Source organism: Pseudomonas sp. B6001, assembly GCF_013386015.1.
Lineage (GTDB): Bacteria > Pseudomonadota > Gammaproteobacteria > Pseudomonadales > Pseudomonadaceae > Aquipseudomonas.
This window is the reverse complement of record NZ_JACAOX010000015.1, coordinates 18,298-41,256: the sequence shown is the minus strand read 5'-3', so window position 1 is coordinate 41,256 and position 22,959 is coordinate 18,298. Positions and strand designations below refer to the sequence as shown.

The following is a 22,959-nucleotide window of genomic DNA, read 5'->3' as shown; positions in this document are numbered from 1 at the left end:
GCCAACCCCATCGGCAACAGGACGTTGCCGATGGGCGAAAGCCTGCAATCAAATCCTGAACTGCCCCACCAACTGACCCAACCGCTGCCCCAGGTCCGCCAGGCTGCGGGAGGTCTGGGCCCCCTGTTGGGTTTCATCGGCCACGCTGTCCACCGCCACCGCGATCTGATGCACGCTGCGGTTGATCTCTTCGGCCACGGCGGTTTGTTCTTCCGCCGCGCTGGCGATCTGCGCGTTCATCGAGTTGATGGTGCCGATCAGCTGCGCCATGGTGTCCAGGGACGCTCCGGCTTCGTTGGCCTGGGCCGATGTGCCATCACCGGCGTCACTGGAACGGCGCATGGACTCCACGGCGGCTTCGGTGCCTTTTTGCAGGCGGTCGATCATGCCCTGGATCTCCTGGGTGCTTTGCTGGGTGCGGCTGGCCAACGCCCGTACTTCGTCGGCGACCACGGCAAAACCACGACCGGCCTCCCCTGCCCGCGCGGCCTCAATGGCGGCGTTGAGGGCGAGCAAGTTGGTCTGTTCGGCAATCGAGCGGATCACGCCAAGCACGCTGACAATCGACGACACATCCTGCTGCAAGCTGTCCAGGGACACGCCGCTGCTGCGGATGTCGTTCACCAGCGCGTGAATCTGCGCGATGCTGCCATCCACGACTTTTTTCGCGGCCTGGCCTTCGGCGTCGGTTTGCTGCGCAGCGACGGCTGCGCCTTGGGCACTGCGCGCCACTTCATGGGCCGCGGAGGACATTTCGTTGATCGCGGTAGCCACTTGGTCGGTCTCGTGACGCTGGCGCTCCATGGCCTTTTCCGAGCGGTTGGCTTGCTCGGCGACCTGGCTCACCAGGCCGGTAAGCTGGGAGGTCATCTCGGTGATCTGGCGTACCAGGCTGTGGATCTTGTCGACAAAGCGGTTGAAAGAGCCTGCCAGTTCGCCAAGCTCGTCCTGGCTGGTGATGGCCAGGCGGCGGGTCAGGTCACCCTCACCGGCGGCGATGTCGTCGAGGTTGATCTTCATCAGGTGCAACGGCCGCAGGATGGTATTGGCCACCAGCATGCCCACGGCGGCAATCACCAACAGCACCACCACGGCAATGCCGATGATGCTCAGCACCACACCTTCCATGCGTTTCTCCACCTTCGCCTGAACCTCGGCAACCTGGGCGTCGATGCCGTCCAGGTTCACCGAGGTACCGATCACCATGTCCCACTTGGGCAAGTATTCGGTGTAGCCAAGCTTGGGCACCAGCTCGGTCTGGCCGGGCTGCGTCGAGCTGTATTGCAGGTAGTGGGTGCCGTCCTTGCCGACTTTCACCAGGTCGCGGTTGACGTAGACGCCGTTCGGGTCGCGGTTGTCCTTGAAGCTTTTGCCGACGCCGTCCGGGCTGTTGCCCTTGAACAGGCGAATGGTCTCGGAGTCGTAGCCGAAGAAATAACCGTCCTTGCCATAGCTGGTGTTGGACAGCAGCTTGACCACTTGCGTCCGTGCGGCCGTATCGCCTTGGGCGGCAGCGTCGTACAGCGGCTTGATGGTGGTCATCGCAACCTCGACGTAGCCGCGCAAGGTGGTCTTGGCGTCGTTGAGCAGGTTCTGACGGGTTTCTTCGACCTCGTTGCGGGCCTGCTCCCGAAGGATCCACACCGTGGTCAGGCTGATGATCACGGCAAACAACAACACGGGCAGGACAGCAAGGGACAGTACTTTGGCCTTTAGACTCAGACGCATGGCTCTTCTCTCTTGAGGGACAACTCAAGAGGTTAACGGCTAGTTACAATAAATCTGTAGGACAATCCCGTCAGAGCGTCATCGCGGCAAACCAGCCAAACGCCAGCAGCGGAATGTTGTAGTGCAGGAAGGTCGGCACCACGGTGTCCCAGATATGGTGGTGCTGGCCATCGATGTTCAAACCGGAAGTCGGGCCCAGGGTGGAGTCCGACGCAGGCGAGCCGGCATCACCCAATGCCCCGGCCGTGCCGACGATGCACACGATCGCCAGCGGGCTGAAGCCCAGCTGCACGCACAGCGGCACAAAGATCGCCGCCAGGATCGGCACCGTGGAAAACGACGAGCCGATGCCCATGGTCACCAGCAAGCCCACCAGCAGCATCAGCAGCGCGCCCACACCGCGGCTATGGCCGATAAATGCCGCGGAGGCTTGCACGAGTGTCTGCACTTCACCGGTGGCCTTGAGCACTTCGGCAAAGCCTGACGAGGCGATCATGATGAAGCCGATCATCGCCATCATCTTCATGCCTTCGGTGAACAGGTCATCGGTGTCGCGCCAGCGCACGATGCCCGACACCGAAAAGATCAGGAACCCGGCCAGGGCGCCAATGATCATCGAGTCCAGCCACAGCTGGATAATGAACGCTGCCGCAATCGCCAGGCCGGCCACCAGCAGGGTCAGCGGGTTGTAGTGCACCGCCACCTGCTCGACTCGCTCGATCTTCTCCAGGTCGTACACACGCTTCTTGCGGTAGCTGACAAACACCGCCACCAGCAAACCGACCACCATGCCCAGCGCCGGTAGGCCCATGGCATGGGTGACATTGACCTGGCTGATGTCGACACCGCTCTTGGCCACGTTGGCCAGCAGGATCTGATTCAGGAAGATGTTGCCGAAGCCCACCGGCAGAAACATGTAGGGCGTGATCAGGCCGAAGGTCATGACGCAGGCGATGAGACGGCGGTCCAGCTGCAGTTTGGTCAGCACATATAAAAGCGGCGGTACCAGCAGCGGGATAAACGCGATGTGGATCGGCAGGATGTTCTGCGAGGCGATGGCCACCACCCAGAGCAGACCGATCAGCAGCCATTTGACGTGACTGCCGCCCGTGGCTTCCTGGCGATCCACCAGCAGCAGGGCTTTATCGGCCAGCGCATGAGCCAGGCCGGATTTGGCAATCGCCACGGCGAACGCGCCGAGCAGCGCGTAGGACAACGCCACCGTCGCACCGCCACCCAGGCCGCTGTTGAACGCCTTGAGCGTCGCGTCGATACCCAGGCCGCCGGTCAGGCCACCCACCAGGGCGCCGACAATGATCGCGATCACCACATGCACGCGGGACAAGCTGAGCACCAGCATGGTGCCGACCGCGGCGATTACTGCATTAATCATCGTTACCTCAAGACAGAAAACATGAAAAAAGCACGCACCTGCCCGGGCTGCTGTCGGGAACGGCTGCCGCAAACCAGGTTTTAAGGGAGTTTTATTAGAGGGCGCGCACTTTGCAGCAGGTGGGCGGGCATGTCAAAGCACGACGTCGCAAACAGCTTTAAATTGATCGTTTGAATAAAGAAAATTTCCGAGCGGCCGATACAGGCAGATCGTCTCTGTCGTATCGAAAGGTTAAGGAAGGCTCCATGTCGCTCAGACAGCTGTCCATTCAATGGAAAATTACCCTGCTGGCCGGTCTTTGCCTGCTGGGCATCGTGACCTTGCTGGTAGGTCTCTCGCTGTACCGCATGGCGCAGAGCTCCGACCTGGTCAAGGCTTCCAGTATGGAAATGCTCGACGAAGCCGCCCAGGCGCGCATCGAAGCCCAGGGTGAGGTCCAGGCCTTGGGCATTCGCCAGCAGTTCATGGACGCCTATCAATACGGCCACGGTTTTTCCCGGCAGGTGTTGTTCCTGCGCGAACAGGCCGAGAAACGCTTCCTGGATGCCTTCGACCTGCGCGAAGACCTGACCCGCCAAGTCAAGGCCGCGCTGCAGGCCAATCCGGAACTGCTGGGCCTGTCCCTGGTATTCGAGGCCAACGCACTGGATGGCAAGGACGAACTGTTCGCCAACCAGCAAGAGCTGGGCAGCAACGACAAGGGCCGCTTTGCGCTGTACTGGTCCCAGCCGACTGCGGCCAAGCTGACTTCAATGTCGCTGCCCGAAAGCGACATGTCCGACACCAGCGTCGGACCCAGCGGCGAAAAAGCCAACGCCTGGTTCACCTGCCCGCGCACCACACTCAAGCCCTGCGTGATCGAGCCGTACTTCTATGTGATCGATGGGCAAAAGGTGCTGATGACCAGCATCGTCTTCCCGCTGATGGTCAACGGCAAAGTCATCGCCTCGCTGTCGGTGGACATCAACCTCAACAGCCTGCAAGCCGTCAGCCAGGGCGCCAGCCAGAAACTCTACGACGGCCAGACCAGCGTCAGCATCATCAGCCCGGTGGGCCTGCTGGCCGGCTACAGTCCGGACGCCGGCAAACTCAGCCAGCGCCTGGATGCCGTCGACACCGCCAACGGCGCGCAATTGATCAGTTCGCTTTCCACCAGCACCCAGACCCGCAGCGTGCGCACCGACCACCAACTCAAGGTGCTCGCGCCGTTCCAGCCGATCCCCGATGGCAAGCCGTGGGGCGTGTTGCTGGATGTTCCGGAAAAAGTCCTGGTGGCTCCGGCTGAAGCCCTGAAGTCCAAACTGGACGCCGATAACGCCAAGGGCACCCTGCTGGAACTGAGCCTGGGCCTGCTGGCAGCAATCGTCGGCCTGTTGCTGGTGTGGCTGATGGCCCGCAGCGTGACCCGGCCGATCCTCGGTGTGGCGCGCATGCTGGAAGACATTGCCAGTGGCGAAGGTGACCTGACCCGCCGCCTGGCCTACGACAAACACGACGAACTCGGCGAATTGGCCGGCTGGTTCAACCGCTTCCTCGACAAGCTGCAGCCGATCATTGCCCAGGTCAAACGCTCAGTGCAGGACGCCCGTGGCACCGCCGACCAGTCGGCCGCCATCGCCACTGAAACCAGTGCCGGCATGGAGCAGCAATACCGTCAGGTCGACCAGGTGGCCACCGCCTCCCACGAGATGAGCGCCACCGCCCAGGACGTCGCCCGCAGTGCAGCGCAAGCCGCACAGGCGGCCCGCGATGCCGATCAGGCGACGCGTGAAGGTTTGACCGTGATCGACCGCACCACCACCAGCATCGGCCACCTGGCGGCGGATATGAGCACCGCGATGACCCAGGTTGAAGGACTGGCGGCCAACAGCGAGAAGATTGGTTCGGTACTGGAAGTGATTCGTGCAATCGCCGAGCAGACCAACCTGCTGGCACTGAACGCCGCTATCGAGGCCGCCCGTGCGGGTGAAGCCGGTCGCGGTTTTGCGGTGGTCGCCGATGAAGTGCGCAACCTGGCGCGACGTACCCAGGAGTCGGTGGAAGAAACCCGCCTGGTGATCGAGCAACTGCAAAGCGGTACCCAGGAGGTGGTCGGTTCCATGAGCAACAGCCATCGCCAGGCCCAGGGCAGCGTCGAACAAGTGGGCCAGGCCGTGACCGCCTTGCGCCAGATCGGCGATGCGGTAACGGTAATCAGCGACATGAACCTGCAGATCGCCAGCGCCGCCGAAGAGCAAAGTGCGGTGGCCGAGGAGATCAACAACAACGTGGCGACGATTCGGGATGTGACGGAGTCGTTGTCCGAACAGGCGAATGAATCGGCGCGGGTCAGCCAGGCGTTGAACAGCCTGGCGAATCAGCAGCAGGGCCTGATGGATCAGTTCAGGGTTTGATGAGTTGCGGGATACTCCGGCAATCAGCCCGAGTATCCCGTAGCAGCTGTCGAGCCTTGGCGAGGCTCGACAGCTGCTACGGTTTGTTTTCAATGGCGGCGTGGCAGGTCGATGATGACCTTTAACCCGCCCAGCTCGCTCTCCTGCAACAGAAGCACCCCGCCCCACACCTCGACAATATCCCGCACGATCCCCAGCCCCAGACCATGCCCGTCAGTCTGCTCATCCAACCGCGTGCCTCGGCTGAACACCTGATCACGCTGGCTCTCGGGAATCCCCGGCCCGTCATCTTCGACAGCCAACCGAAAGCCTTCCGGGGTTTCGCCGATGCTCAACACAATCTCCGCATCCGCCCATTTGCACGCGTTGTCCAGCAGGTTGCCCAACAGTTCCAGCAGGTCTTCGCGGTCCCACGGCAATTGCAAACCGGGCGGCACGCGGTAACTCAAATCCAGGTGTTCGCCGTGGATCATGTTCAGGGTCGCGAGCAACCCCGGTAATTCGCCGTCGCAATCGAACAAGGCACCCGGCAGTGTCTCTCCGGCCAGGCGGGCACGATTGAGTTCACGATTAAGCCGTTGCTGCACCTGCTCCAACTGTTCCCGCAGCAGCTTGCTCAGTTGCGGATGGTCCTTGAGCTGTTCGCTGGATGCCACGCTCAGCAACACCGCCAACGGGGTTTTCAAGGCATGGCCGAGATTGCCCAGGGCATTGCGCGAGCGCTTGAGGCTGTCTTCGGTGTGGGCCAGCAGATGGTTGATCTGCGCCACCAACGGCTCCAGCTCCACCGGCACCTGGGTGTCCAGTTGCGAGCGCTGGCCCTGCTGCAGTTGGGCGATCTGGTTGCGTGCGGTCTCCAGCGGGCGCAAGGCGCGGCGCACGGTGACCCGTTGCAGAATCAGGATCAGCAACAGCGCCGCCAGCCCCAGCACCAGGCCGATCTGGCGCATCAGCCGAAAGCTTTCTCTGACGGGTGTGTAGTCCTGGGCCACGCTGATGGAAATCGACTGGCCAAACCGTTTGTAGTCCGAACGCAGTACCAGCAACTGCTGGCCTTCCGGCCCCAACTGCAGGTTGCCCTTCAGCCCGGCGTGGGGCAACTGCGGCAGTTCCTGGTCCCACAGCGAGCGGGAACGCCAATGGGTGTCGGCAAAATCGATACGGAAATAGTGCCCGGAAAACAGACGCTGGTACGCAGGAGACAACCGCTGCTCATCCAGTTGCACACCCGCCGGCCCGCGCACCAGCGCCACCAGCAGGTTCTCGCTGTCGTTGCGCAAGCCGGACTCCAGGTAACGTTGCAGGCCCATTTCGAACAGCCACAGGCTGGTCTGCGCCAGCACCAGGCCGACGATCACCATCACACTGATCAGCCCCAGGCTCAGGCGCCGCTGGATCGACTTCATGCCGGGCTGGCGCCAAACCGATAACCCTGGCCGCGCCGGGTCTCGATCACGCTGCGGCCCAACTTGCGGCGCAGGTGGTTGACGTGGACCTCCAACACATTTGAGTCACGCTCGGTCTCGCCATCGTACAAATGTTCGGCCAGGTGACTTTTTGAAAGGATTTGCTCGGGGTGCAGCATGAAGTAACGCAGCAGCCGAAACTCGGCCGCGGTCAGCTGGATCTCCTCGCCATCACGCATCACACACTGGCGACCCTCATCCAGGTGCAAGCCGGCAGCCTGCAAGGTGGGCTGATTGGCGTGGCCATGGGAACGACGCAGCAAGGCCTGGATACGCAGGTGCAGCTCTTCGGGATGGAACGGTTTGCTGAGGTAGTCGTCGGCCCCGGCCTTGAGCCCTTCGATGCGCTCGGCCCAGGAGTCGCGGGCAGTGAGGATCAGCACCGGCGTGGCCAGGCCGGCGGCACGCCATTGCGTCAACACCTCAAGCCCGGGCAAACCCGGCAGGCCGAGGTCAAGGATGATCAGGTCGTAGGGTTCGCTGCGCCCCTGGTACACCGCATCGCGCCCGTCCGCCAGCCAGTCGACGGCATAGCCTTGGCGATTGAGTCCGGCCATCAGCTCATCGGCCAGGGGTACGTGGTCTTCCACCAGCAGCAGGCGCATCAGTCGTCTTCCTTGTCTTTGAGCAGTTGACCGGTGTTGGCATCGAGTTCGATCTCGCGCACCACGCCTTCCACCGTCAATAGTTCGATTTCATAGATATAGCGCACAGGGCGATCCTTGTGCTCTTCAAGCTCGGCGTCCAGCAGCTTGGCGCCCGGGTAGCGCTCGAAAGCCGGGCCCAGCAGATGCTCAAGCGGCGCGATCACGCCCTTCTGGCGCAGGCGCAGCGCTTCATCCTGGCCCAGGTCCCGAGCGGCCAGGCCTGAGCAAAATGCCAGGAGCACCAGCGCCACTTGAACGCTGGTGCGTAGATTTACCTTCATTACGTATCCTGATGATCCTTGAGGACGGCACCGGTGACAGCGTCCAATTCCAGGTCCCACTCGACGCCCTGGGCGTCGCGCAGTTCAACCTGATAAAGGTATTTGCCGTATTCCTCTTCAAGCTCGGTTTCATGCACGGTGGCGCCGGGATGTTTGGCCAACGCCGTGGCGTTGAGCTTCTCGAAAGACACAATGGTACCAGCGTCGCGCAACTTCAGTGCTTCGTCCGGCCCCAGGTCGCGAGCCTGGGCGACGCCTGCGGTGAGGGCGATGATACTGCTGGCGATCAAGGCTGTGAGGGTTTTCATGGTGAGTCTCCGTTTCGGGATATTTTGCCTACGGGACTCACGGTACTGGATCCAACTTAACTGAAACTGAATTGCCACCATGGCAATTCTCTGCGAGACCTTTGCCTGCAACCGGGCAAGATTTTCTATACTGCCCTGCTCGCGGTAAATGAGACCGGTATGACTGCTATCCATATGAAGTTCCCCGCCTTGACCCTCAAGGCCGGTAAACGCGCTTTTGCACGCATTCGTGAGCAGGGGCTTGCGCCTGCGGACGTCGGCATCCTTCCCGGCGCTGCCGGCGGGCCCAAGGCGCTGGGCATCCAGGGTCTGGACCTGGCGCTGTTTGGTGACTGGCTGCCCCGGGCGCCCCGCGAGCGTGCGCTGATCGGCGCCTCGATAGGCTCCTGGCGGTTTGCCAGTGCGTGCCTGCCCGACCCGGTGCAAGGCCTGCTCGACCTGGGCCGGCTGTACAACGCACAAAGCTTTGCCAAAGGCGTGACCATGGCCGAAGTCAGCCAGAGCTGCGTGCGCATGCTCGATGACTTGCTGGCCGGCCGCGATGCCCGCGTGCTCGACAACCCGCACTACCGGCTGAACATCATGGTGGTCAAAAGCCATGGCCTGCTCGCCGACGATCATCGCGGTCGGCTTGGTTTGGGGTTGTCCTCGGTGATCGCCGACAACCTGAGGGGCCGCGCGCGGTTGTCCCGGCACTTCGAACGGCTGATCGTCCACGACCCACGCCAGGCGCCACCGCTGCATGCGCTCAAGGATTTCCCGTCGCGCTTCCTTGATCTGGAACTGGGCAACCTGCGCCAGGCCTTGCTGGCGTCGGGCTCGATCCCCATGGTGATGCAAGGCGTACGCGACCTGCCGGGTGCGGGCCAAGGCACTTACCGCGATGGCGGCCTGCTGGACTATCACCTCGACCTGCCCTACCACGGCGATGACATCGTGCTGTACCCGCACTTCACCGACCGGGTCATTCCCGGCTGGTTCGACAAGGGCTTGCCGTGGCGCCGCGCCAATCAACAGGGTTTGCAGGATGTCCTGCTGCTGGCGCCGTCGAAGGAATACCTGGCGCGACTGCCCCACGGCAAACTGCCGGACCGCAGTGACTTCAAGCGCTTCATGGGGGACGACCCGGGCCGCAACAAGTACTGGCAAACCGCAATGAGCGAAAGCCAGCGGCTGGGGGATGAGTTTCTGCAACTGGCCGACAATGGCCAATTGGGCGAACGCCTGCTGGCTCTCTAGCGCCCTCTCCGTAGCAGCTGTCGAGCCCAAGCGAGGCTGCGTCGGCAGCACCTCGGTTTGCCAGACAAATCGCAAACGCAGCCTCGCCATGGCTCGACAGCTGCTACGCGGTATGCGCGCGGCCGCGACAAACTGTTAAACTCGCCGCCTGCCAGACACCTCACCGAGCTGAAAAACCCTGTGGAAATCTTCAAAGAGTTTACCTTCGAGTCCGCCCACCGCCTGCCCCATGTTCCGGAAGGCCACAAATGCGGGCGCCTGCATGGCCATTCGTTCAAGGTGGCGATCCACCTCAGCGGCGACCTCGACCCGCACACCGGCTGGATCCGTGACTTCTCGGAGATCAAGGCGATTTTCAAGCCGCTCTACGAACGCCTCGACCACAACTACCTCAACGACATCCCGGGCCTCGAAAACCCGACCAGCGAAGTGCTGGCCAAGTGGATCTGGAATGAACTGAAACCGCTGTTGCCGGAACTCAGCGCGATTCGCATCCATGAGACCTGCACCAGCGGCTGCATCTATCGCGGCGAATAAGCCGGCGATGTAAAAAACCACCCTTGCGGTGGTTTTTTTATGCCGGTGACTCCCTTACAGTCGTGGCCTCTTGTACAGGAAGCGCTGCGATGCCAACCCATATCCGCCCCGCTACCGGCGACGATATCGCCGCAATTGAAGCGATCGTCCACGCCGCCTACTCCCCTTACATCCAGCGAATCGGGCGCAAGCCAGGGCCGATGCTGGATGACTATCGCCAGCAGGTCGCTGCCGAACGGGTGCATGTGCTGGAGAGTGCGGGCCAGGTCCACGGCTTTGTCGTACTGATTCATCACGATGAGTACCTGCTGCTGGATAACCTGGCCGTCGACCCCGGTGCCCAGGGCTTGGGTTACGGGCGCCTGTTGCTGGGCTTCGCGGAAGGCCAGGCCAGGCATGGCTCCATCCGTCTCTACACCAATGAAGCGATGACCGAAAACATCGCGCTGTACACCCGCAAAGGCTATGTGGAAACCCACCGGGCCGAGGAAAACGGCCTGCGTCGGGTCTACATGCAAAAAGACCTCACCGCCTCGCACTGAAGGAGCTCCCATGGAAAACACCTGGCTGGCCCAGGCCAAGCGCCTGCAAGCATTGGCCTCCACGGGGCTGCACTTCTGCACCGATGACTTCGAGCGCGAGCGCCTTGAGGAAATCGCCCAGATTGCCCACAGCATGCTGGCGCAATTGGGCGAAGTACCGCTGGAGCGCATCACCGGGCTGGTGCCGGATTTTGCCAAACGTTATTCGACGCCCATGATTGATGTGCGGGGCGCAGTGATTGACGGTGACCGGATCCTGTTGGTCCGCGAGCTCACGGATGGCTGTTGGGCATTGCCCGGCGGTTATGCGGATATTGGTTTGTCGGCGGCTGAAAACATCGTCAAGGAAATTCGCGAAGAGGCCGGGCTGACGGTCACGGCCAAGGCGCTGTACAGCGTCACCCACAAGGCCAAAGGCTTGTACCGGCCGGATATCCGGGACTTCTACAAACTCTACTTTCTGTGCGAACGGGTTGATCAACTGGCGCCGGCGGCCGGTTTCGAAACCACCGAAGTTGGCTTCTTCAGCCTGGACGATCTGCCGCCGCTGTCCCGTGGCCGCACCATTGAAAGCGACCTTGAGGCCGCGTTTGCCTTTCATCGCGGGCAGACCACTCACACCCTGTTCGATTGAATAACGGGTGATCCAATTTGTATCACCCTGCACCGCTTTCGCGCCTGAGTGGGCAGAAAGACCAATCCCGCCTGCGTGTTTCCCCTGTTTGGCTATAAATACTGTGCAACCTGCACAGTCCTGACCGTGCGCCCGTCACTGCCTCGCACTTGGCACGACGGGTGCAATAGGCCTGCGTCACTCATTCAGGGAGAACGGCACATGACGCAGAACGAACCGGGCAATGACTACCCTCTCAGCGAGGTGCCCATGCATGCCCGCAAAGGCCTGGCCTCCACCGCCATGGTGCTGCTGGGCTTTACCTTTTTTACCGCGACCATGTTCGCCGGCGGCAAGCTGGGGGTGGCCTTCAGCTTTACCCAGATGCTCGGCGTCGTGGCCCTGGGTAACCTGCTGTTGGGTATCTACGCCGCAGGCCTGGGTTACATCGCGTTCAAGAGCGGTTTGAACTCGGTGCTGATGGGGCGCTTCTGCTTCGGTGAAGTGGGCAGCAAACTCAGCGACTTGATTCTCGGTTTTACCCAGATCGGCTGGTACGCCTGGGGCACCGCCACCGCAGCCGTAGTACTGGGCAAGTATTTCGAGTTGAGCCAGGGCAGCGTACTCGGGCTGATGGTGCTGTTTGGCATGGTGTTCTGCGCGACGGCCTACGTGGGCTATCGCGGGTTGGAGATTCTGTCCTACATCGCCGTGCCGGCCATGGGTATTTTGTTGTTTCTGTCGATGTGGGTCGCCACCGTCAAGGTAGGCGGGCTCGATGGACTGCTGGCGGTGGTGCCGACCGGTGAGCTGGACATGTCCACGGCTATCACGCTGGTGTTCGGCACCTTTGTCAGCGGCGCGACCCAGGCTACCAACTGGACGCGGTTCTCACGCTCGGCCAGGGTCGCGGTGCTGGCCAGCCTGATCGGCTTCTTTATCGGCAACGGCTTGATGGTGTTGATCGGTGCCTATGGCGCCATCGTCTACCAGCAGCCCGACGTGGTCGAAGTGTTGCTGCTGCAAGGCTTCGCCATGGCGGCCATGGCGATGCTGTTGCTGAATATCTGGAGCACCCAGGACAACACCATCTACAACTTCGCCGTCGCCGGCTGCAACCTGCTGCGCACCAAGCGCCGCAAAACGGTGACCCTGGCCGGTGCGGTGATCGGCACCCTGCTGGCGTTGCTGGGCATGTACGACATGCTGGTGCCCTACCTGATCCTGCTGGGCACGGTGATCCCACCGATTGGCGGGGTGATCATGGCGGATTTCTTCTATCGCTACCGCGGCCACTATCCGCGCCTGGCCGATACACGCCTGCCGGCCTTCAACTGGCCAGGGCTGATCGCCTATGCCGTGGGTACGGTGCTGGCCTTTCATTCACCCTGGGTGGCGCCATTGGTGGGGATCGTGGCGGCGTCCCTGACCTACATCGTGCTGACCAGCGTATTGCGGGTGCGGGCACCTTTGGCTGACGTCCAGGCATGAGCCTGACAGTCGCCGATGTGCTGGCCTTGCCCGGCCTTGAATCGATGTGCCTGCGGGCCGGGGAAGCCGGCCTGGAGAACACGGTGCGCTGGCCCTATGTCGCAGAAAACAGCGGCATTGCCGAATGGGTGCTGGGGGGCGAACTGGTGTTCGTCACCGGCATCAATCACCCACGGGACGAGGCCAATCTGTTGGTGCTGCTGGACGAAGCCTGTCAGCGCCAGGTCGCCGGCCTGGTGATCCTCACGGGGCCGGACTATATCCAGGCGATTCCCCAGCGTTTGCTGGAAGCGGCGCAAGCGGCGGGCATGCCGCTGATCGAACAGCCTTACTCGTTGAAGATGGTACTGGTGACCCAGGCCATCGGTTCGGCGTTGATCCAGTCGCAGCAGTTGGGGCGCTCGCGACACGATGTGCTGGAGCGCCTGCTGGCCGGTGATTACCAATCCCTGGATTTGCTGCTGCACCGCGCTGCGCAGTTGGACATGCCGCTGGCCGGCCATTGGCAACTCGTCCAGTTGCAACTGGACGGCAGCGACGCGCTGTTTGCCCAGGGTGAGGCGCCAGTGGTCGAGGCGCAGCTTGCCCGACAACACGATGCGATTACCCGCCGTCTGCGCCAGTTTTCTGCGCAGCATCCGTCGCGCCTGCCCGTGCTGGGGCGTGCCGGACAATGGACGTTGCTGCTGCCTGCGATAGACGCGGGTGCGGCATTGGCCAACCGTCAGTTGTTGGCGGGTTGGTTGAAGGCACTGAATCTGCGCCTGGCACCGTTGAAACTGTTTATCGGCCTGAGTGCTGCCGCGCACCCACCCGCGCGCCTGGCCCAGGCCCTGGATGAGGCGCGCCAGGCATTGGCCGCTGCGCGACGGTTCAGTGAACGCGCCGGGCTGTGTGTCTACGATGAGTTGGGCGTACTCAAGCTGCTCAGTGGCGTACGTGATCGCGCCCTGCTCGATCAGTTCCTCAACGAACGCCTGGGGCCGCTGCTGCGCCACGACCTGCACCATGGCCCAAGCCTGATGCCGACCCTGGAGGCCTGGTTCCACGAGAATGGTAACCTTGTGGCCGCAGCCCAACGGCTGGCGGTTCACCGCAACACCCTGACGCATCGCGTCCAGCGTATCGAAGCCCTGTGCGGGCTGACGCTGGACAATGCTTATGACCGCCTGGACATCGGCATCGCGCTGATGATCTGGCGGCTGTCTGCCTGACTGTTTTTTGCCAAGAGGAACTTGCCCATGCACATCATCAACGCCCGCCTGCGCAACCGTGAAGGCCTGCATGATCTGCACCTGGAACACGGCCGGATCGCCAGCATCACCCAACAAGGCGCTGCCCCCCTGGCAGGCCCCGACGACCTGGACGCCGCCGGCAACCTGGTGGTCCCGCCTTTCGTCGAGCCGCACATTCACCTCGATGCCACCCTGACCGCCGGCGAGCCGCGCTGGAACATGAGCGGCACCCTGTTTGAAGGCATCGAGTGCTGGGGCGAGCGCAAGGCCACCATCACCCTGGAAGACACCAAGACCCGCTCCAAAAAAACCATCCAGACCCTGGCCGCCCATGGCATCCAGCATGTGCGCACCCATGTCGACGTCACCGACCCGGACCTCACCGCGCTCAAGGCCATGCTTGAAGTACGCGAGGAAAGCGGCCACCTGATCGACCTGCAAATCGTCGCGTTCCCCCAGGAAGGCATCGAGTCCTACCGCAATGGCCGCGAGCTGATGGAAGAGGCCATTCGCCTGGGCGCCGACGTGATCGGCGGCATCCCGCACTTTGAATACACCCGTGACCAAGGGGTGAGTTCGGTGAAGTTCCTGATGGACCTGGCCGAACGCACCGGTTGCCTGGTCGATGTGCATTGCGACGAAACCGACGACCCACACTCGCGCTTTCTTGAAGTGCTGGCCGAAGAAGCCCGCAGCCGTGACATGGGCGCCCGCGTGACTGCCAGCCACACCACGGCCATGGGCTCCTACGACAATGCTTACTGCGCCAAACTCTTCCGCCTGCTGGGGCATTCGGGCATCAGCTTTGTCTCCTGCCCTACCGAAAGCATCCACTTGCAGGGCCGCTTCGACACTTTCCCCAAACGCCGCGGCGTGACCCGGGTCAACGAACTGCTGGAGGCTGGCATGAACGTCTGCTTCGGCCAGGACTCCATCGTCGACCCTTGGTATCCCTTGGGTAACGGCAACATTTTGCGGGTGCTGGAAGCCGGGTTGCATATCTGCCACATGCTTGGCTACCGCAACCTGCAAAGTGCCCTCGACCTGGTCACCGACAACAGCGCCCGGGCGATGGCCCTGGGGGATCGTTATGGCCTGGAACCGGGACGCCCGGCGAACCTGTTGATCCTGTCTGCAGACAGCGACTATGAAGTGATTCGCAGCCAGGGCTTGCCGTTGTATTCGATTCGAGCGGGCAAAGTGTTGATGAAACGCCGGCCGGCGCAGGTGGAGTTTTTGTAGGCTCATACGATTGAATCTATATCGAGGGTTTGTGGCTTTCCCCAGCCATCATCCGATTGTGGCGGGATGCTCGCCACTTGGGTGAGTACGCGATTTTGCGGATGAGCGAACCAGCGTTTCAGGCTGGATTGCAGGGTTGGGGATGAAGCGTGGCTGCCGTAGACGTCGCGGGCCTGGAGGCGGCGCCAGCGGAGGGTTGCCAGGCGGTCGCGACTACTTTGCAGACGATCAGCTTCGATGCTCAAGGCCTGGATATCTTCATAACCACGCTGATTGGTCGGTCGATAGCGGTCCAGTTCTCGTTTTTTCTCCCGCAGTTGTTGCCGCATGCTGATCAGCGCTTTTTCGATCAGCTCAAATTCACTCGCAGTCACCAGTGTTCCGTCGGCGTCCACGGTTTGCTGCCAGCGACGTAACGTCGCCCAGGCTGCCGGGATGTAGCTTGCGGTCATAAAGTGCTGCTTGTATTGGACTAGCTGCTTGATCAGGTTGGCCCGGTCCGGCATATCACCGCTGAGTTGAATCGCGCGATTGCATGCAGCTTCTTCGATCGACTCACACCCGGGGTTCCACAATATTGAAGACTGTGTGCCGTCGGGCAAGGCAATCGGCATGAAATGCTGCTGGGAGCCGTGATGCTGATAGGCGTTCCCGCCCACCCGCACCAACCCAAGTGCGAACAGCAGGCCAGCAGGTGCAGGATTGCTGAACAGGGTAACAAGCCCGGGAATCCAGAGTTTGGCAGTTGTGTTCATCCAGGGTGCCGGGACGCTGGGTACCGGGTCGTTATGATTGACGATGCGGTGATGCACCAAAGATGAAGCACCGTCAGTGAACTCAGAGTCGGCAGCGCGGGGAGCGCCATAGGTGTAAAGAAGGATGTTGCGGTCGTAACCTGGAATTCGCCTAAGAGACTCTGCCAGCAGCAGTGCTATGGCGCCGCCGAGACTATGGCCACAAATTATGATGCGCTGGCCTATGTAGAACCGGTCGAGGTAATGCAGCGCAAAGTCACGCATCGCCCGATACGCGCCATAAAAGCCCTCATGAACCTTACCAACACCCTCGACAAAAGCGACCTGGTGAGCATTGGCATCCCTCAGCCCATCGGAACGGCTTGCAGTGCCCCGCACTGCGATCAGGATCACATGGTCGTGATGGCTGATAAACGCCTGAGTATCAGTGCCATTCTCCTCGTCATCAAAAAAATGCAGCTTCGCTGGGTGGGCCGGGGACTCTCCTTGCCCCGATCGATTTTGCTCATACAACTCAGGATCAAAAGGCAACACCTCGAATCGTTGCGAGTACGGCACGTCTTCATACACGGGATAAAAGTGTTCCACCTGGTCGGAATCGAACTTCCAAGCCTCCTGATAGCCCGACAGTTGTTCGGAAAAAAAATTGCCCACACTGGGCTCTATGGGAAAGCTGACCTGGTCCATCGGCGGAGTCGACGGTTCCTGCCCAAAATCGCAATAACTCAAGGTAGCCATAAGCGCCAACTGATAAAGGTTCAAGGCACAGAACTGGTCTTCAATCGACAACAACGGGCGTAACGCACGCAGCGGCCGTACCTCCAGCACAGTGTGCAGGTCAGGAAATAAAACCAGCCCTGTCAGCTTGGGCTGAGGGGAGCCAAACCCAAGTTCAGCCAGCATGCGGAGCGCATGCCGCGGTGGTCGATGGGTTCTGGGCGCCAAGGGAGGCAAGTGAGCAGTGTGCAAGACCAAGTCACTGACCTCGACTTGATAGAATTTGTCTGTTTCCCGCCGTGCCGGGTTTCGCTCGACGCGCTCCCCGTCTACACGTGAAAACCGCGTCTGTTCGGCTCGCACCTGAAGCTCGGTGATAGGCAGTGGATAACAACCACGCGTTTGCAACGTTGCGTAGTAATCCCCGCTCATTTCATACGGCGCATCGAAGATCAGAACCACAGGCCCTCGATATGGGTTGTCCAACTTTGCGAAACCGTTTCCATCCAAACGACCTGCATATTGTTGACCTGTGCTGTCAAAAACCTTGTACGCAAGACCCCCATAAGCGTTTCCGTCACCTGATTCGTCCACCAGACAAAAACTCAGCCAACATCCACGCACTGCACAAGCCGGCATTTTCCCGCTGAAAAAGGGTTGTTTCCATTCTGTAAGCGCCATCGCTGAATATCCTTATTCAGTAAAAGTTAAAGATAAGTACGCTCCCCATCAGATTTCCCCAAACACGAGCCTCACCGTTTTGCCGTTCAACTCATCACGCTGCACACGACCACCCGTTGCTGTCGTTGGCGGCAGTCCTCTTGCATCCACCAGGTTGCATTGAAATACGTTATCAGTCGCCTGCGTTGGCCCTGCCGGCCTGAGTAACCACTGACAGGCCCCCGGCACCTCCAAGGTACCTTCCCCCGGCATTCGAGACATATGGGGTTCAACCCAATCATGCACACCGATAAACGCAAAATCCCCCCCACTGTCCGACAAGTGCTCAGCCGACTTCGCATAGACATCAAACGTCATGTAACGCAGCACTAACGGACACCCGTTCACCGTCTCCGTCAGAGGCAACTCGAAGCTCGCCCGATTCGCCACCGACTTCTCAAGAGCGTCGAATATCTTGATCTCTGGCAGATCACCTGGACGCCATCGTAAAGTGCAAGTCTCACCTGTTCCGGGGACGTAAGTTGCATCGCCTCTGAGTCTGTAATTCGCCGGCAAATCGACCTCCAACGTGAAACTATCAGCAGGCTTCATCACACAACCGGAAACACCCAGCACACTGCAAACGAATACCCCTCGCCACACGCCCGACATAATTCCCCTACGCATCCTGCTGCTCCCGCTCCACCCGACGCCACTCCCCAACCACCCGCTGAAAATGATCCTCCGCCACTTCCCCACGCATCGGCTGCCATCGAACAAGCACGTCCCCAGTGGCTTCCAACAACCGCCGCACGACCAAAAACTCCAGCTGTTCCGGCCTGTCCCATTGCCAGGCCCGCGCTTGCTCCAGCACCTGCGCCAACCAGATTCTCGGGTCTTGAAACTCAACCAGTGCGCTCAACGCCTCGCTGTACTCGGCCAGCAGGTAACGCAGGATATTGGCTTGCAGAATCACTCCCGCCTGGGGATTCGGCACCTCCAGCCACGGCGCAGGATCGGGTACCGGATACCCCCCCGGAGCCGGGTTATCGACACAACTCCAACGCTCACCCTGCCAGTAACACACGCCGATCAGCGGCCCGAGAAAAACAGGCCAGTCCCGAGCAGGCAGGTGAACCAAGGCCCGCGCCAAGGTGCGGTTATCGTGGAAGCGGTACAGCGCCTGACTGCCCGCCGCTCCCACCACCAACCTGTCGCGCCAGTGCCGGATAACACCCGATAAATCATCACCAGGCAGGCTGCCCAACCAGCCCCAATTAAGCTGGGGGTTTTGCAGCAAACCCACCAATGCGGGCTCGCTGACATGGTCGAGCAACAGGAGCATCGGCCCATCCGCTGCCATTTCCGATGCGACGGTTTCACCATAGAGGCAGCGATACTCAGCGACCGTGCGTGTCGCCAGCAGTACCCCACGCGCATCGCTTTCACCCTGTAGAACCAGGCACAGCCGGCGCCCTGCCTGCTGCTGTTCAGCCATCCACTGGCCAGGCGCGATCTCCATCAAGCCGCCCTCCCCGTGGATTCGCACAGGCCTTCACGGCAGCGCTCGCACACTGGACAGAAGTCCGCATCCAGTCTTCTGGCCAGCTCCATGACTGCGCCTTGGATAACCGAAACCTTCGGCCCATCCGCTGCAAATGCGGACGAAGCAGCCACGTCACCCGGTCCAACTGGGTTGGCTGTGCGAATCACGGCAGGCGCACCGCCCAACGTGATCGGCCGACTGCTGAAAATCCCGCCGGCCTGAATCAGCAAATGCTCACCACCGGCCTTGAAGCTCAACTGCGCACCGGCATCGATAACCAGATTGGCCCCCGCCTTCAGATGGACCTGTTGCCCCGCTTCGATCACCAGGGTCTGGCCGACAAGGGTCTGGCTGTTGCCCTGCACGTGCAAGTGATCATCAGCCCCAAGCCGAACCTTGCGGTCGCCGGCGATGCTGCGGTGTTCCTCGCCTCCCAGGGTGGTGGCACTCAAGCCGTGGATGGTTTCCCGACGTTCGCCCACCACCTCCAGCCGACTGTCGTGGCCGACCTGCTGCTCCAGATCGCGTTGGGCGCGCAGGTAGATGAGTTCCTGGCCGCTGCGGTCCTCAAGGTGCAGCTCGTTGGCCCCCGCCCCGCCCGGCGAACTGCGGCTGCGTAGCACACTGCGGGTCTTGTGTTGGGGCAACGGATAGGCAACAGGCTGCAAGGTATTGGGCAGGCAACCATTGATCACTGGCCGATCTGGATCACCTTCCAGGAACGTCACCAGTACCTCCATGCCCACACGCGGGATCATCACCGCGCCATAGCTGTCACCCGCCCATCCGGACGCCACACGCACCCAGCAACTGCTCTTGTCGTCGTGCTGGTCCAGGCGGTCCCAATGAAAGCGAATTTTCACCCGGCCGTGAGCGTCGCAATGCACGTCTTCACCCTCGGGCCCGGTGACGGTTGCGGTCTGGCTGCCACTGATACGCGGTTTGACGTGCTTGAGCGGCGGGCGGTAAGCGGCGCGCCAGGGCGTTGCGGTAAATCGATTGCGGTAGCCGTGGAATGCCTCGACATCCACTACCGCCTCCTCCAGCACCTGCGGTTGATAGCCTTCGTGACGCACGCCGGTGATCAGCCACAAGTCATTACAGGTGCGGTCCGGATGGCCGCGCAGTTCCAGGAAATGCCCGCTGCGCAAAGCCGGCTGGTCACTGCGGCCCAGGGCCCGATGGCGGTCGCGTTGATGACGTTCCAGGCCACGCCGGGCCAACTGCGAACCTCGCAGATGCCCCGTGAATCCCGCGGGGTATTGATAGTCTTCAAGTGCCGGGAAAGACCCGGCCTGCTCCTGCAAGCGCAGCGACGGATGTTCGAAGTCGTAGTCACGCCGAACAACCTGAGCACTGCGCGTGGCCAGGCGCACATCGAAACGCTGGATCACCAGCGTTTCGGCAGCCGGGCCTCCGGCCGGGCAGTAGCGTTGCGCCGGCAAACGACGAAACACCGTCTGGTCATCACCCAACACCAGTACATGGGCGTCTGCACTGTGGCGAAAGTGGTAGTGAATGCCCTCTTCCTCGCACAGCCGCTGGATAAAGTGCAGGTCGGTTTCCGCGTATTGCACACAGAACGTACGCGGTGGGTAAACCACCGGCCCCAGTTCGAAGGTATAGGCATCAGCAAGGATGCCGTGCTGCTCAAGCACTGCCGCGATAATTTGCGGCACGCTGCGCTGCTGGAAAATCCGCTGGTCGCAACGATGGGCCAGGTACGCCACACGCGGCGCAAGGGTGAGGTGGTAGCGGGTCAGCCGCTGCCCCGGGCCTTCCCGGCCAATGCTGTAGATTTGCCCGTGCAGGCCTTCACCGGGCTCGCCAAAATCCAGATAGGCCGGTTGGTGAAGTAACTTCTCCAGATCCAGGCTGGGGTTTTCACTGACCCACTGCACTTCAATGAAAAAAGGCTGGTCAATCGTTTCGCTGCCTTTAAAAGCCAGCACCTGAAATGCCTGGTTCATTCCTGCAACGACCAGTTTGAAACGTGACGAAACAAGCGTATTGAACATCCGTTGTTACCCGCCATTCATTGTCGAGCTGAAATAACTTCTCCCGTAAAACGCAGATAAAGCCACTCAATTCGAAGCCGATAAAAAGTGCCTGAACCCCAGGAATACTAGCGATTTCAGGCGAAATTCGGCCGCTTCAAAATAAAAAAGAAGATTCGTACATTGATATTGGAAGGGTCTTTTATAAATACAGAAATGCAGTTAAACAGCCGGTACTGACTAACGGGAATACTCTTACACCACCATTCACCAGAGCTGCTTGTTTATAGAGAAACAGCTGACAAAGATGATTAAGCCCGCCACTGCCTTTTTCAAACTTCCTGCAGCCGCGCAGTCCCGAACAGGCTAACGCTCAGCAACTCACCCGGCTCTGCTTGCAACCGTACGGGTGCGGTACCGCCCGGCATCACCACCGCCACCTGACCCGCCGTCACCCATCCTACAGACCAGGCGGCGCATGCCACCGCACTGGCGCTGGTCCCGGAGGACGCCGTGGGCCCCTCACCACGCTCAAACACTCGCGCGATCACGCGATTGCCTGAATCCCGGGCGACCCATTGCAGGTTGACCCCGGAAATACAAGGTTGGCCGGCCCCGGCAGGTGGTGCGAAAGCAATCGCCCTCAGCGGATCGAACCAGGCTGATCGATGCAGCTGGGCGTTGTCCGGCAACGCTGACGCGTCCTGTACCAGCGTCACACAATGCGGGTTGCCCACACGCACAAACTGGCTGTGATTCCACTCGGGGTTGAGCGCAGCCAGTGGCGAAACATGGCTCACCTCAGTTCCCTCAAGCGAGACCGCGCCCACACCAACAGCCCCTACCGCCAAAGGTCCGAACTCGGGACGCCCGAGCGCCAGCCAAAAGCCCTGCACCTGTTCGTACTCCGCCGGCTCAACCCGCGTAACCACCGGCGACAGTGCGTCTGTCTTGTCGTGATGCACCCGCAACTCACAGCCTTGCGCCATCAATCCCTGGTCGGTCAACGACTGGGCAAAGATCGTCAGGCCATTGCCACTGCGTTCGGCCAGGGAACCGTCGGTGTTGACGATCAACAGGTCAAAAGGCGGCGCGGCCTGGAACGGCCCCACCAACAAACCGTCACAACGATGCGCCTTGGCCTCTGCCGGGCGCGGCAACTCATCCCAACCGCACTCGGCGGCAATCGCCACCAATGCCCAAACACCTCGGGTGCCAGCGGCCAAGTCGGCACGGTCCGGCACGTCGATACCCTTGCTGCGTAACTGCGCCGGGCTTACCACCCCGTAGATATTCCCGCGGGCGTCGTAGAACAGGGTCATTGCGCAGTCCGCATAAAGATTCGTACCACCTCTTCCAGGTGCTTGCGCATCGCCTGCCGCGCACCCTCCACGTCTCGCAATTCCAGTGCATCGAGGATCTTGCGGTGCTCGTCTTCCGAGCGATGGGGCATGTCGTCCGAGGTGTAATGCGCCTGCAACCGCTGGAACATGCTGCCGTAACGATGCCCCAGCAAATGCGCAATCATCAACGCATACGCCGGATTGCCCGAGGCCTGGGCGATGCGAATGTGAAACAGGCGATCGCCCGGATGGGTATGGGAGCCGTCGCGGTTGTCCTGCACATTACGCTCGAAGGCCTCGCGGATCCCCGCCAGCTCTTCGTCGGTGGCATGTTTGGCGGCCAGGGCGGCGGCTTCCGGCTCAATCAGGCGACGGGCCTGGAGCAGGGAAAACGGTGGAATCTCGGCATTGAAGTCGACGTGCAGGTTGAGTTCCGGATCGAACTCTTTCCATTGATCCCGGGTGGCCTGGGCCATCACCGGTTCCTGGCTGACTGTCGGTTTCACGGGTTCACACACCAGCACGCCGTTGCCCACCCGCACGTCTACCAGGCCGATCACCTCCAGGGCAATCATCGCCTCACGCACGGAAGCGCGACTCACGCCCAGCAGTTTGGCGAGTTCACGCTCAGCGGGAAGTCGACTGCCCGGCGGAAATTCTCCGCTGTCGATCAACGCTCGCAACTGGTCGGCAATCTGTCGATAAAGACGTTGGTTATCAATCACTTGAAATGGCATCTAGGCTCAGCTCGATTCATGCACAGCACGGTCAAAGCGATCAACCCGCAAAAAAGCCGCTTGTTGACCGGGATGACCCATGCTAAAAA

The 22,959-nt window shown here is 61.1% G+C and carries 20 protein-coding genes and 2 pseudogenes; 9 read left to right on the top strand and 13 right to left on the bottom strand.

Annotation, left to right across the window (positions count from 1 at the left end; genetic code table 11):
- Positions 1-48: 48 nt before the first annotated feature.
- The 3 genes and pseudogenes from HX821_RS32005 to HX821_RS16135 form a co-directional block, all read right to left on the bottom strand.
- Positions 49-804: a methyl-accepting chemotaxis protein gene (locus HX821_RS32005; protein ID WP_371136008.1), complete on the bottom strand. Its 756-nt coding sequence runs from the start codon at positions 802-804 to the stop codon at positions 49-51.
- 102 nt (positions 805-906) lie between these two features.
- Positions 907-1,728 (bottom strand): annotated as a pseudogene (locus tag HX821_RS32000) (cache domain-containing protein); the annotation flags it as partial.
- Positions 1,729-1,798: 70 nt separating this feature from the next.
- Positions 1,799-3,118, bottom strand: a complete 1,320-nt coding sequence (locus HX821_RS16135) for a Na+/H+ antiporter family protein (RefSeq protein WP_161635727.1) — start codon at positions 3,116-3,118, stop codon at positions 1,799-1,801.
- Between the two features lie 248 nt (positions 3,119-3,366).
- Here HX821_RS16135 and HX821_RS31995 point away from each other — a divergent pair.
- Positions 3,367-4,656 (top strand): annotated as a pseudogene (locus HX821_RS31995) (HAMP domain-containing protein); the annotation flags it as partial.
- A gap of 102 nt (positions 4,657-4,758) precedes the next feature.
- Positions 4,759-5,514, top strand: a complete 756-nt coding sequence (locus HX821_RS31990) for a methyl-accepting chemotaxis protein (RefSeq protein ID WP_371132963.1) — start codon at positions 4,759-4,761, stop codon at positions 5,512-5,514.
- A gap of 89 nt (positions 5,515-5,603) precedes the next feature.
- Here the strand turns inward: HX821_RS31990 and HX821_RS16125 are convergent, their stop codons facing one another.
- Genes HX821_RS16125 through HX821_RS16110 form a run of 4 tightly spaced genes read right to left on the bottom strand, consistent with a single transcriptional unit; the run spans position 5,604 to position 8,216 of the window.
- Positions 5,604-6,920 (bottom strand): sensor histidine kinase, encoded by a 1,317-nt coding sequence (locus HX821_RS16125; protein ID WP_177036042.1) that lies wholly within the window; start codon positions 6,918-6,920, stop codon positions 5,604-5,606.
- Entirely contained in the window at positions 6,917-7,585 is a 669-nt protein-coding gene (locus HX821_RS16120) for a response regulator transcription factor (protein WP_003219550.1), read from the bottom strand. Before HX821_RS16120 ends, HX821_RS16125 begins: the two co-directional genes overlap by 4 nt.
- Positions 7,585-7,908: a PepSY domain-containing protein gene (locus HX821_RS16115; RefSeq protein ID WP_102369441.1), complete on the bottom strand. Its 324-nt coding sequence runs from the start codon at positions 7,906-7,908 to the stop codon at positions 7,585-7,587. The genes HX821_RS16120 and HX821_RS16115 overlap by 1 nt, the downstream gene beginning before the upstream one ends.
- Positions 7,908-8,216: a PepSY domain-containing protein gene (locus tag HX821_RS16110; protein ID WP_003219548.1), complete on the bottom strand. Its 309-nt coding sequence runs from the start codon at positions 8,214-8,216 to the stop codon at positions 7,908-7,910. The genes HX821_RS16115 and HX821_RS16110 overlap by 1 nt, the downstream gene beginning before the upstream one ends.
- A gap of 159 nt (positions 8,217-8,375) precedes the next feature.
- Between HX821_RS16110 and HX821_RS16105 the strand changes: the two genes are divergently transcribed.
- The 7 genes from HX821_RS16105 (at position 8,376) to codA (ending at position 15,115) form a co-directional block, all read left to right on the top strand.
- Entirely contained in the window at positions 8,376-9,455 is a 1,080-nt protein-coding gene (locus HX821_RS16105) for a hypothetical protein (RefSeq protein WP_003219547.1), read from the top strand.
- 180 nt (positions 9,456-9,635) lie between these two features.
- Positions 9,636-9,992, top strand: coding sequence for a 6-carboxytetrahydropterin synthase QueD (gene queD / locus HX821_RS16100; protein ID WP_003190259.1), 357 nt, complete (start codon positions 9,636-9,638; stop codon positions 9,990-9,992).
- Between the two features lie 89 nt (positions 9,993-10,081).
- Positions 10,082-10,534 (top strand): GNAT family N-acetyltransferase, encoded by a 453-nt coding sequence (locus tag HX821_RS16095; protein ID WP_087693060.1) that lies wholly within the window; start codon positions 10,082-10,084, stop codon positions 10,532-10,534.
- 10 nt (positions 10,535-10,544) lie between these two features.
- Positions 10,545-11,168, top strand: a complete 624-nt coding sequence (locus HX821_RS16090) for an NUDIX hydrolase (protein WP_008432778.1) — start codon at positions 10,545-10,547, stop codon at positions 11,166-11,168.
- 201 nt (positions 11,169-11,369) lie between these two features.
- On the top strand, positions 11,370-12,638 hold the full coding sequence (gene codB, locus HX821_RS16085; protein ID WP_003219542.1) for a cytosine permease: 1,269 nt from the start codon (positions 11,370-11,372) through the stop codon (positions 12,636-12,638).
- Entirely contained in the window at positions 12,635-13,852 is a 1,218-nt protein-coding gene (locus HX821_RS16080; RefSeq protein ID WP_177036041.1) for a PucR family transcriptional regulator ligand-binding domain-containing protein, read from the top strand. Before codB ends, HX821_RS16080 begins: the two co-directional genes overlap by 4 nt.
- A 27-nt stretch (positions 13,853-13,879) precedes the next feature.
- Positions 13,880-15,115: a cytosine deaminase gene (codA, locus tag HX821_RS16075; RefSeq protein WP_003219538.1), complete on the top strand. Its 1,236-nt coding sequence runs from the start codon at positions 13,880-13,882 to the stop codon at positions 15,113-15,115.
- Positions 15,116-15,117: 2 nt separating this feature from the next.
- Here codA and HX821_RS16070 read toward each other — a convergent pair whose 3' ends face one another.
- From HX821_RS16070 to HX821_RS16045, 6 genes are all read right to left on the bottom strand, one after another.
- Entirely contained in the window at positions 15,118-17,268 is a 2,151-nt protein-coding gene (locus HX821_RS16070; protein ID WP_177036040.1) for a lipase family protein, read from the bottom strand.
- Positions 17,269-17,316: 48 nt separating this feature from the next.
- On the bottom strand, positions 17,317-17,859 hold the full coding sequence (locus HX821_RS16065) for a hypothetical protein (protein WP_158660302.1): 543 nt from the start codon (positions 17,857-17,859) through the stop codon (positions 17,317-17,319).
- A gap of 67 nt (positions 17,860-17,926) precedes the next feature.
- A complete protein-coding gene (locus HX821_RS16060) occupies positions 17,927-18,769 on the bottom strand; it encodes a DUF4123 domain-containing protein (protein ID WP_177036039.1) in 843 nt (280 codons plus the stop codon).
- Positions 18,769-20,811, bottom strand: a complete 2,043-nt coding sequence (locus tag HX821_RS16055) for a type VI secretion system tip protein VgrG (RefSeq protein ID WP_177036038.1) — start codon at positions 20,809-20,811, stop codon at positions 18,769-18,771. The genes HX821_RS16060 and HX821_RS16055 overlap by 1 nt, the downstream gene beginning before the upstream one ends.
- 311 nt (positions 20,812-21,122) lie before the next feature.
- Entirely contained in the window at positions 21,123-22,112 is a 990-nt protein-coding gene (locus tag HX821_RS16050; RefSeq protein WP_177036037.1) for a diaminopimelate epimerase, read from the bottom strand.
- Positions 22,109-22,870 carry a FadR/GntR family transcriptional regulator gene (locus HX821_RS16045; protein WP_177036036.1) on the bottom strand — a complete coding sequence of 254 codons (762 nt, stop codon included), beginning with the start codon at positions 22,868-22,870 and terminating at the stop codon, positions 22,109-22,111. The genes HX821_RS16050 and HX821_RS16045 overlap by 4 nt, the downstream gene beginning before the upstream one ends.
- Between the last annotated feature and the right edge of the window lie 89 nt (positions 22,871-22,959).

Bases quoted from the DNA above. Each gene is read 5' to 3' on its own strand.
- HX821_RS32005 (WP_371136008.1), bottom strand. From the start codon at position 804: ATGGAGCGCCAGCGTCACGAGACCGACCAAGTGGCTACCGCGATCAAC.
- HX821_RS31990 (WP_371132963.1), top strand. From the start codon at position 4,759: ATGGAGCAGCAATACCGTCAGGTCGACCAGGTGGCCACCGCCTCCCAC.
- HX821_RS16125 (WP_177036042.1), bottom strand. From the start codon at position 6,920: ATGAAGTCGATCCAGCGGCGCCTGAGCCTGGGGCTGATCAGTGTGATG.
- HX821_RS16120 (WP_003219550.1), bottom strand. From the start codon at position 7,585: ATGCGCCTGCTGCTGGTGGAAGACCACGTACCCCTGGCCGATGAGCTG.
- HX821_RS16115 (WP_102369441.1), bottom strand. From the start codon at position 7,908: ATGAAGGTAAATCTACGCACCAGCGTTCAAGTGGCGCTGGTGCTCCTG.
- HX821_RS16110 (WP_003219548.1), bottom strand. From the start codon at position 8,216: ATGAAAACCCTCACAGCCTTGATCGCCAGCAGTATCATCGCCCTCACC.
- HX821_RS16105 (WP_003219547.1), top strand. From the start codon at position 8,376: ATGACTGCTATCCATATGAAGTTCCCCGCCTTGACCCTCAAGGCCGGT.
- HX821_RS16095 (WP_087693060.1), top strand. From the start codon at position 10,082: ATGCCAACCCATATCCGCCCCGCTACCGGCGACGATATCGCCGCAATT.
- HX821_RS16090 (WP_008432778.1), top strand. From the start codon at position 10,545: ATGGAAAACACCTGGCTGGCCCAGGCCAAGCGCCTGCAAGCATTGGCC.
- codB (WP_003219542.1), top strand. From the start codon at position 11,370: ATGACGCAGAACGAACCGGGCAATGACTACCCTCTCAGCGAGGTGCCC.
- HX821_RS16080 (WP_177036041.1), top strand. From the start codon at position 12,635: ATGAGCCTGACAGTCGCCGATGTGCTGGCCTTGCCCGGCCTTGAATCG.
- codA (WP_003219538.1), top strand. From the start codon at position 13,880: ATGCACATCATCAACGCCCGCCTGCGCAACCGTGAAGGCCTGCATGAT.
- HX821_RS16070 (WP_177036040.1), bottom strand. From the start codon at position 17,268: ATGGCGCTTACAGAATGGAAACAACCCTTTTTCAGCGGGAAAATGCCG.
- HX821_RS16065 (WP_158660302.1), bottom strand. From the start codon at position 17,859: ATGAAGCCTGCTGATAGTTTCACGTTGGAGGTCGATTTGCCGGCGAAT.
- HX821_RS16060 (WP_177036039.1), bottom strand. From the start codon at position 18,769: ATGGAGATCGCGCCTGGCCAGTGGATGGCTGAACAGCAGCAGGCAGGG.
- HX821_RS16055 (WP_177036038.1), bottom strand. From the start codon at position 20,811: ATGTTCAATACGCTTGTTTCGTCACGTTTCAAACTGGTCGTTGCAGGA.
- HX821_RS16050 (WP_177036037.1), bottom strand. From the start codon at position 22,112: ATGACCCTGTTCTACGACGCCCGCGGGAATATCTACGGGGTGGTAAGC.
- HX821_RS16045 (WP_177036036.1), bottom strand. From the start codon at position 22,870: ATGCCATTTCAAGTGATTGATAACCAACGTCTTTATCGACAGATTGCC.